The 9,075-nt window shown below is 63.9% G+C and carries 8 protein-coding genes; 5 read left to right on the top strand and 3 right to left on the bottom strand.

The annotated features are described in order from the left end of the window. Window positions 1-763: 763 nt before the first annotated feature. The 3 genes from AB0313_RS21790 (at window position 764) to AB0313_RS21780 (ending at window position 3,999) form a co-directional block, all read left to right on the top strand. A complete protein-coding gene (locus tag AB0313_RS21790; protein ID WP_366308401.1) occupies window positions 764-1,369 on the top strand; it encodes a peptidase in 606 nt (201 codons plus the stop codon). A 204-nt stretch (window positions 1,370-1,573) separates the two neighbouring features. After that, on the top strand, window positions 1,574-1,840 hold the full coding sequence (locus AB0313_RS21785) for a YegP family protein (RefSeq protein WP_366308399.1): 267 nt from the start codon (window positions 1,574-1,576) through the stop codon (window positions 1,838-1,840). Beyond that, the gene (locus tag AB0313_RS21780; RefSeq protein WP_366308397.1) at window positions 1,837-3,999 is read left to right on the top strand and encodes an EAL domain-containing protein; all 2,163 of its coding nucleotides are present in this window, start codon (window positions 1,837-1,839) and stop codon (window positions 3,997-3,999) included. Before AB0313_RS21785 ends, AB0313_RS21780 begins: the two co-directional genes overlap by 4 nt. 197 nt (window positions 4,000-4,196) lie before the next feature. Here the strand turns inward: AB0313_RS21780 and AB0313_RS21775 are convergent, their stop codons facing one another. Then, window positions 4,197-4,670: a DUF4383 domain-containing protein gene (locus AB0313_RS21775; RefSeq protein ID WP_366308395.1), complete on the bottom strand. Its 474-nt coding sequence runs from the start codon at window positions 4,668-4,670 to the stop codon at window positions 4,197-4,199. Between the two features lie 390 nt (window positions 4,671-5,060). Between AB0313_RS21775 and AB0313_RS21770 the strand changes: the two genes are divergently transcribed. Continuing rightward, window positions 5,061-5,636, top strand: coding sequence for a GNAT family N-acetyltransferase (locus AB0313_RS21770; protein ID WP_366308393.1), 576 nt, complete (start codon window positions 5,061-5,063; stop codon window positions 5,634-5,636). A gap of 228 nt (window positions 5,637-5,864) precedes the next feature. Here the strand turns inward: AB0313_RS21770 and AB0313_RS21765 are convergent, their stop codons facing one another. Continuing rightward, complete coding sequence (locus AB0313_RS21765; protein ID WP_366308391.1) at window positions 5,865-6,146, bottom strand: hypothetical protein; 282 nt, start codon at window positions 6,144-6,146, stop codon at window positions 5,865-5,867. A gap of 300 nt (window positions 6,147-6,446) precedes the next feature. Then, window positions 6,447-7,109 carry an ankyrin repeat domain-containing protein gene (locus AB0313_RS21760; protein WP_366308389.1) on the bottom strand — a complete coding sequence of 221 codons (663 nt, stop codon included), beginning with the start codon at window positions 7,107-7,109 and terminating at the stop codon, window positions 6,447-6,449. A gap of 926 nt (window positions 7,110-8,035) precedes the next feature. Between AB0313_RS21760 and AB0313_RS21755 the strand changes: the two genes are divergently transcribed. After that, window positions 8,036-8,641 carry an LPXTG cell wall anchor domain-containing protein gene (locus AB0313_RS21755; RefSeq protein WP_366308387.1) on the top strand — a complete coding sequence of 202 codons (606 nt, stop codon included), beginning with the start codon at window positions 8,036-8,038 and terminating at the stop codon, window positions 8,639-8,641. The last annotated feature ends 434 nt before the right edge of the window (window positions 8,642-9,075 follow it).

Below are 9,075 nucleotides of genomic sequence, written 5' to 3'. Positions count from 1 at the left end.
CAGGTGACGGCATGGGGGTCCTCCGTGGCGGACGCCTGGGCCGGAGCAGTACCGAAGAGGCCGACGATGAGCCCGACAAGGGCCGTGATGGCCCACAGGGAACGCTTAGGGGAGGGATGGATGGACATGTGGGACTGCTTCCTGGACGGAGGCTGGCCGCGTCCTCCAGTACGGACAACGGCGTGAACTGGCCTCCCGTGCACGGGAGGGGGTGGGCGGCCGTGGTCTGGGCGACAATCATCGCCTTGGCCCTGTGCCGCTTCGTGCCGAGACCTCGCCGAACCTGTCGTGTCCCCGCAGGAGCCTGGGGACACGCACAGCATAGCCCCGGGCCCTTAGTACCACAACCGCCACCACGGTATACGCCGTGCGGACGCACAACCACAAGGTCCACCATCGGAACTGGCCGCCGGGCAGAGTCCATGAACTCCATGGTTCGAAAGGACTGGGATACGAGGTGCCTCGCTGAGCGAGTGATCGCTTCGATGGCTCCGGTCCGTTTTCCGCGGAGCAGCGTATTTGGATGACTGTGTTGCTTAATCTTCTGGTGGCATGGGGGGATGTAATCACGCAGGATGATGGAATAACAACTATTTTTATAAAAACCTTGGATTTATATTGAAATAAGCTTACTTATGATGTAACACTTCTTGAGTCAAGGGGTGTCAGATCTCAGTCATGGTTGTGTGGGGCCGGGGTCTCCTTACCCCGTGAGTTGTGTGTATCAGGTCTCATCCAGGCACCAAGGTCTCAGGGGAAAAAATTGAAGAAATTACTCGTCGTGCTCGCGTTCGTGGGCACTGTTGTGCTGGGCGCTTCCGCGCCGGCGTTGGCCACCACCTATCCTGCGCCGCCCCCGCAGGGGTCTGTTTCCAGTGGCACCATTTCCGCGGGCGGCTCCGTCGTATTCTCCGGAACCGGGTTCCTGCCCGGGGAAACCATTAATATCACCGTCACCCAGACCGCTACATCGCAGGGCGCGGCGGCCCCTGGCGGCGGAGGGGCAGTGACCATGGCGGCGCCCGGGGTGCTGCCGCTGGCGCCACTGACTCTGTCGACCGTGGCAGATGCCTCCGGTGCGTTCTCGGTCACCATCACGTTGAACACGCCCGGGACATACGTGCTGACCGCTGTGGGGGCAACCTCCGGCCACACCGTCTCCGCGACAGTTGTTGTCACCGCACCCGCGGGCTTGGCCAACACCGGCGGGGCACCGCTGGCGAATACCGGCGCCGGCTTGGCCGGCACGGGAGTGGATTCCAGCCTGGTCCTGTGGGTCCTGGTGGGCGCCGGCGCAGTCGCAGCCGGCACCGCGTCCGTCGTGGTGGTCCGCCGGCGCGCAAAGAACGAAAACGTCACCGCAGCCTAAACACAAAACAAGCAGGATGCTTATTTCCGGCGATCCAGTCAACAAGCACTCCTTTATTGACCGGAGTGCGCCATTCAAAGCCCCCGCAGACCTGCCCCGCTTCTTTGGAGTCATGCTCAACTCCGGGTCCTCCGGAAGTGTGGGGGCTGCCCGAGGGATTTGCAGGCCGGAGACTGGCCGGGGACAAATGGTTTGTCTTGTTCAATGTCCGTTGCGGGGCGCGTACGGGGGACGAGGGTTCCCGGCTTGGGGGATGCAGTGGCTGGAAGGTTCGAGCTTTTTGTTGATGCTGGATCTTGTCACAGGTTCCGTTTGATGGCCCCTGATGGGGCGGTGTTGGCGGTCTCGGGGCCTTTCGTGGACAAGGCTGCCGCGGTGGCCGGGATCCGTGAAGTGCGTGAGTGCGCGGGGACGGGTCTGGTCTCTGATCTCGTCCCCGGGCCCGTACGGCTTCCCGGGGTCAGGGCATGACGGCCTGGGAGGGTGTCTCTGCTGCCCCGGTTGCGGACCTGAAAAGCTGGTCCTGCCTTGATGTTGCGGAGTTCGCACCGGATGCCTTGGTGGTCATCGTCGAGGCCGGGGCGATCATGTACCTCAATGCAGCTGCGGAGATGCTGTTTGGTTATCGGCGGGAGTGGTTGCTGGGGCGGCACTACGGCACGCTGCTGCCTGAACGGTTCCAGAGACACCTCGAAGAGATCAGGGGAGGGTCCTTTGGGGGGGATCCGGATTTGTTTGGTTTGCGCCGGGACGGGACGGAGTTCCCGATGGAGGTCAATGTTGCGCCGCTGAGCTCCCCTGGGTACTCGGGGGTGGTGGCCTCGATCCGGGATGTGAGCGAACGCAGACGCAGCGACACGGCCCTGCGGGAGGCGCTTTCGTTGGTCAGCGCGACTCTGGAGTCCACCGCGGACGGGATTCTGGTGGTCACCGCCGAGGGGAGGATCGCCGGGGCGAACGAACGCTTCGTTGCCATGTGGGGCATCCCTGCGGATCTGCTGGCCTCGGGCGATGACGGGAAGGTCATGGCCTGCGTCCTGGACCAGCTCACGGACCCGGACGCCTTCGTCGCGAAAGTGAAGGCCCTGTACGCCGACCCGTCCGCTGAGAGCCTGGACCGGCTGGACTTCGTTGACGGGAGGATTTTCGAACGGTACTCGAGACCGCAAAGGGTCGGGGACACGGTCGTTGGACGGGTCTGGAGCTTCCGGGACGTCACCGCCCGGATCCGGGCCGAGGAACAGGCCAACAATGCGTTGTGTGACCTTAGCCGGCAGGCGGCCGAATTGAAGCTTCTCGCGTTCCGGGATCCGCTGACAGGGTTGGCGAACCGGGTCCTGTTCCGGGACCGTCTGGAACAGGCGTTGGCTGCCGGGGACCGGGCCGGTATCCACGTGCTGTTGTTGGATCTGGACGACTTCAAGGAAATCAATGATGTTCTGGGACATCAGGCGGGGGATGAACTGCTGGTCGAGGCCGGGCACCGGCTGCGGCGCTGCCTGGGCCCAGCCGATACCGTCGCCCGGCTCGGCGGGGACGAATTCGTGATCCTGCTGACCGCGACCCCGGATCCCGATGCGGTGGCCGCCCGGGTTCTAGGCGTGATGAACGCGCCCTTTGCCCTGCACGGGCACGAACTCCACCCCGGTGTGAGTGTCGGGGTGACCGGCACCAAGGGCCTGGACCATATTCCGGATCTGATGCGCCGGGCCGATATTGCCATGTACGCGGCCAAAGCCGCGGGGAAGAACCGGTATCTGCACTTCGACCCGGAGATGATGATGACATTGCTGGCCCGGAACGATCTGGAAGCGGGGCTGCGGGCAGCGGTTCAGGACGGCGGGATCAGCGTCCATTACCAGCCCGTCCTTAGCGCAGCCAGTGCCACGGTCACCGGGGTCGAGGCGCTGGCCCGCTGGGAAAGCCCCGGCAGGAACATCCCGCCCGCGGAGTTCATCCCGGCGGCGGAAAGCACCGGGCTGATCAACGTCCTTGGCCAACAAATCCTGACCCGTGCCTGCACCGATATGCGGGCCTGGCTCACTGAGGACCCGGAACGCTCCATCGCGGTGAACGTCTCTGCCATGCAGTTGCGCGGGCCAGGCTATGCCCGGACTGTTCTGGAGACCCTGACCGCTGCAGGAGTCCGCGCGGATCAGCTGATCCTGGAAGTCACCGAAAGTATTTTCCTTGACGCCGTCCCGCATATCACCACCCAGCTGGGGCTGCTCCGTGATGAAGGCATCCGGGTCGCCATCGATGACTTCGGTACCGGGTATTCATCCCTGGGGCGCCTCCAGGACCTCCCGGTGGACATCCTCAAAATTGACCGGTCATTTGTGTCGGTGATCATCACCGGCGCCGAAACCCTCCCGATCCTGGCCTCCATGACGGCCATGGCACACCACCTCGGGCTCAAGATGACGGCCGAGGGTGTGGAAACCACAGCCCAGGCCCTGCACCTGATGCGCCTTGGCTGTGACTGCCTGCAGGGCTACTTCTTCTCCGAACCTGTCCCGGTAGGGAGTCTGCCCGCGGCCGAAGAACAGGCCACCGCCAGGATCAGGGAACTGAAACCCGGGACCCCAGGACGGGGTGACGGCCTGCGCCGAAGGAAGGGTCACTGGTGATTGATGAGCGCTGAGGGGTCATGGAGTCCAGGGCGTCATGCCCACGCTGGTGCCAGCCCCCGGGTAGCGGTGCGGTGCGGGATCAGGAGCTCCTCACCAGCCCGTCCCTCCGGGCTGGTGAATTTCGATGAGCCAGGCTGGGTTTCCCTTGCCTCGGACTGCCGCGCCGTTCGTTGGTGCGGATCGGGGGTGGCGGGCTATGGGGTGCTCCGCTTGGCCTCGTCCAGGGTGTCCCGGCCGAGCCACAGGCCCAACCCGATCATGGCGGCGCCGATCACCAGATGGAGCCAGTTGTCGGCGGAGTTGAGCGGGACGAAGTCGGCGCCGGCGTTATTTCCGGTGACCAGGCCGTAGATCCATAGGATCAGGTACACGGCGCCGCCGCCCAGCAGGAACCAGCGGGCCATCTGGGCTGTCCGGGCCATGAGAATGCCGGCAACGCCGAACAGCAAATGGACAATGTTGTGCAGCACGGACACCTGGAAGACTCCCAGCAGCATGGCCCCGGACGCATGCCCGGCGAAGCTCATGGCGCCGTAATCGTTGGTGATGCCCGGGATGAACCCGAGGACCCCAACCAGCAGGAAGACAACACCAAAGCCAATGGCCGTGTTGTACAGCGTCAGGCCCATCACGTGGTGGTGCCGGGCGGGGTGTGAAGCGGTAGTCATTGCTCTCCCTTTCACGCTGAACGCCGGCTCTTCAGGGCGGAGAACCGGCCCGCGGCAAGGAGTCGCAGGAATCCTGCCGACACCCAAATCCTACTCCTGAAAACCGGGCATGTGCAGGGGAGAAGAAGCGTTTCCCGGGCGCTTAAACAGGGGCCGAGCTGGAAGGTTTTCCTCAGGCTTTCCGAGTGGGACGGTGGCACTGTGGAACGGCTCCCACCGGTCTCCGGCAAGCGGAGAGAAGCTGTTGCCAGATGCGCCATCACACAAAAATTTGGCAAGTCGGGGGTACTGCCTCCCCGGCAACTGCCTCTGGGAAACGATCGAGGCTTGCCCCCCGGTAAAACCCTGAGACCCGCATCTCTTCCGTGGGCGGCGGGGAGGATGGAGACTATGTTCAAGGATGTCATCCGCGAAACGGAAGGCCGGGTTGTCATGAATCCGTTGATTACGTTGGCTGCGCTGACCGGGCCGCCGGAGAGCAGGCCGTCGAGGGTCCCTGTGCGGCCTATAGAGCCCGGGGATCTTCCCGAAGTCGCCCGGGTCTATTCGCGCGCCTATGTCGGGGACGCTGCCTCTGGGCACGGCGGGGATCCAGGACGGATCCGTGCTCTCTTCGATGGCGTCCATGGCTGCCCCGTCACCGAAGCATCCCTCGTCGCTGCTGCCCCGGACGGACGAATCGCTGCCGCCATTATCACTACGGACACCACGTCAGGGACCGAAAAATCCACGGCGGCATTCATCGCCGAGCTCTTCACCGACCCCGATCACCGCCGTCAGGGACTGGCCGAAGAGCTCCTGCACCACTGCATGCACACCCTCCATTCCATCGGCCGAGGCACTGTCGCCGTCACTATCGACAGCAGTAACGCAGCGGCCATGGCCCTTTACCTTTCCAGAGACTTCCGCCGCCTCACCATCGGCGGCGTCGTGCGATCTCTCGTGCGGTTCGATAAGGCGTCCTAGTCCCACACGCTGCCGGGAACGCACCTCCGGCAGGCCCGCAGTTCCGTGAGCGACGAGCCGCGATCCTCCCAAACGATGACGCGAAGGTGCCTCGTCATCAGATAGGTGCCGCGCGTCAGCTAGCGAGCCTCGGCCGCGTCGGATCTCCTCGTCGGTGATCCTAATTCCGTCTTGCTCGAAGTGTGGGAGAAGGAACGCTCGACTTCCTTCACGTCCGCGGCATGGAGGTCAATTCGGTCTGCCCGGCGCAGGAAGGAAGGTGGCGACTCCCTCATTCAGCAGATCCGACACCGCTGCTGGAAGGCTGGCGAAGATCAAGCCTATCGGAAGGCCGTCCCTGATGAAATGGTGGACGTCTGCCGCCAGCTGGGACAGTTCCGTGCGATCCGCCGAGTGAATCTCATCGACGTTAAAGAGCAGCCCGGTCCTTTTGTCCGCGAGCAGGCTCAGGAGCAGGCCGTCCAGCCGTCGCCAGTCCACTTGGCGTTCGGGCGGCAGCTGCGTGGTCACGATGAAGCCTATGACGATCCACCCTTGCTGTTGCGCTTTGTCCTGGGCTGGGCTCAGCAGGGCGGTCTCGCCGATGCCCCGGGCGTGCAGGCGTGGATGAAGCCGGGAGTTGAATTCGGCGTCCCGTCTTCTGACGGTGAAGAACAGCGGTCCGGGGGCGTGGACGCTTCTCCGGTATTGCCCAGAAAATGTCGCGGCGGGGACCGGCTTTTGCGCGGTGACGCGCCGCCTTCCGTGCCGGGCCGGTGACCATTGTCGAAAAGGGGATGGTGCGATGGCCACGCATCGCCGATCTTTTGGCTACCTCAGGTCGGTCGCGGGCCGGGCGCCGTGGGAGTGCAGCCATTGAACGAGGTCCTTTTCGCCGCTCAAGCACGCCGCATCAAGGGGGGTCTGCTCTTTCCACTCAGGGATCCGGTTAAGGTCCGCTCCCTCGTGGAGGATGAAGATCGCGGAGTTGAATTGTCCGCAGCGGCAGGCGTACCAGAAACCGGCGTCAACCTCTTCCCGTGCGGGGTGCGCCCCGTCTGGAAAGCAATCGCGAATGCGGGATCGCAGGCCCAAGGCGGCCGCCTGCCAAAGCGTGGTCTGTGCCCCGCGTTCGATAAGGCGGCGTGCTGCCTGCCACTGCCCGAAACCGACGGCGTCTCCCAGCGGGGTGCCCCCGCCGAAGGTCCCGCCGGGGGCCTCAATGTCGGCGCCGGCATCCAGCAGTGCATCCAGCGCGGCGACGTCGTTGGTGGACGCGGCCCAGTGCAGCGCCGTGCCGGCGCCGTTGGGATGGCGCGCCCTCGGTTCGGTGGCTACATGCGGCAGAGTGCGTTCGGCGCCGCGCGGGCCGGGGCCAAAACTTGCCTTCGCCAGGCCCGGGTTCTCACGCAGCAGCCGCCTAGATGTCAACAGGTCTCCGGATTGGATTGCCTCGGCCACGGCGTGCGCGCGCCGATTTTTGCTATGGATCACCACCATGCCTTCCCCACTTTTCCCGGGTAGAACCAACTGGATGTAGTGATGGAGCAGGTCTTACCCGTCTGCCGGGTAAACGATTGGCCGGCCCGGCGGAGAGCGCTTCACGCGTTTTTCGTGGAAAGTACCCTGCTATTTGATCCCCAGGATTTCCCGAGCGATATGGCATCCAGGAAAGTGGAGCGATGCGGTTCATCCAGTATATATCCCGCCGTATCTTGGCGCAGTCGTCCCAGCCCATGCCCACCGCCACGGCTTAAACCCGTACCGTCACCTGGCCCGGATTCGGCCCCGAAGCCGCCCGGGCCACCTTTCGCGTTCCCACCTTTCGCGTTCCCTGAGCAACTTTCTGCGGTTCTGCTGGCGTGCCAGGACGAGGATGCCTGGCTGGCCACAAGTGCATCACGGCGTCGAAGATCAGGCATGACAACGCAGGCCGGGGACCAGGGTCCGGGCAGCCCGGTTCCACTTGTGTAGTGGTTGGTCTCTTTAGGTTTGGTTTTCCTTCAATACCGTCGGCCGGGTGGGCCCCCATCCCCGGCAGCCCGGGTCTACCTTGGGCCCACATCCGCTGCCCCTCAACATCCTCGGAACCGCCAATGCCGGGAGGAAACATACCCGGCCCGTTCATCTGGACCAAGACCGCCGAAGAAATACTCGACTCCCAGTTCTGGTGTTCGCGTGTGAGGCCAAAGGTAACGTCGTCACTGAGGGCGATGGTGAAGAGATCCGGGCCGGCCGTGTCTGGTGGCCGGGATTCCCTGCCGCCGCCGGGCAATGGCCCGATCGCGGACCATTGCCACGGCGGCGCTGAGCTGGTGGTCCAGGCTCTTGCGGTCGGTGATAGTGAGGGTTATTTCGGGGGAAACGGTCTGCAATGTGTATCAGGTCTCAGCCATGCACCAAAGGTCTCAGGGGAAAAATTGAAGAAATTACTTGTCGTGCTCGCATTCGTGGGCACTATTGTGTTGGGCGCTTCGGCGCCGGCGTTGGCCACAACTTATCCGGCGCCGCCCCCGCAGGGGAGCGTTTCCAGTGGCACCATTTCCGCGGGCGGATCCGTCGTGTTCTCCGGAACCGGGTTCCTGCCGGGGGAGACCATTAATATCACCGTCACCCAGACCGCTACAGCGCAGGGCGCCGCGGCTCCCGGGGGCGGCGGGGCAGTGACCATGGCAGTTCCCGGGGTGCTTCCGCTGGCGCCGCTGACTCTTTCGACCGTGGCAAATGCCTCCGGTGCGTTCTCGGTCACCATCACGTTGAACACGCCCGGGACGTACGTGCTGACCGCTGTGGGGGCAACCTCCGGCCACACCGTCTCCGCGACAGTGGTTGTCACCGCACCTGCGGGCTTGGCCAACACCGGCGGGGCACCGCCGGCCAATACCGGTGCTGGCTTGGCCAGCACGGGTGTGGATTCCAGTTTGGTCCTGTGGGTCCTGGTGGGCGCTGGCGCACTCGCAGCCGGCACTGCCTCCGTCGTGGTGGTCCGCCGGCGCGCAAAGAACGAAAACTTTACCGCAGCCTAAACACAAAACAAGGAGCGTGTTTGAACCGGTGACCCGGTCAATAACCACTCCTTTACTGAGCGGAGTGCGGGTTCATCATCAAGGGCCCGCACACCGCTCAGGCCGGCGGGCTAGTTTGCCCGAGGCCACATCGACGAACACCTGGTCACACCCCGGGCCGCGGCCAGCGCGTCATGCTGGGCTTCGGCGTGCTGATCACGGGTGGAGACCCGTCCGTATCCAATCCGCATCAGGAGAATGTATCACCAACCCTGTTGGACGTTACATTGGCGCGTACACGCCAAGCATTACAAAATCGGTGCCGGAAGTTCGCGGTCTGCTGAACGGGTCGAGTGGTGTTGGTTGGGCCCCCGTTAGCAGTCCAGTGTCTATGCGATAGCTAATTGGTTTTGCTCGGTCCAGTTGTCCCAGTAGCGTTTCGGCGTCATGCCGTC

The organism is Pseudarthrobacter sp. NPDC080039 (assembly GCF_040702335.1).
Taxonomy (GTDB): Bacteria; Actinomycetota; Actinomycetes; order Actinomycetales; family Micrococcaceae; genus Arthrobacter; species Arthrobacter enclensis_A.
This window is presented reverse-complemented; position numbering and strand designations above follow the sequence as displayed.

Bases quoted from the DNA above. Each gene is read 5' to 3' on its own strand.
- AB0313_RS21785 (WP_366308399.1), top strand. From the start codon at position 1,574: ATGTCCGTTGCGGGGCGCGTACGGGGGACGAGGGTTCCCGGCTTGGGG.
- AB0313_RS21780 (WP_366308397.1), top strand. From the start codon at position 1,837: ATGACGGCCTGGGAGGGTGTCTCTGCTGCCCCGGTTGCGGACCTGAAA.
- AB0313_RS21775 (WP_366308395.1), bottom strand. From the start codon at position 4,670: ATGACTACCGCTTCACACCCCGCCCGGCACCACCACGTGATGGGCCTG.
- AB0313_RS21770 (WP_366308393.1), top strand. From the start codon at position 5,061: ATGTTCAAGGATGTCATCCGCGAAACGGAAGGCCGGGTTGTCATGAAT.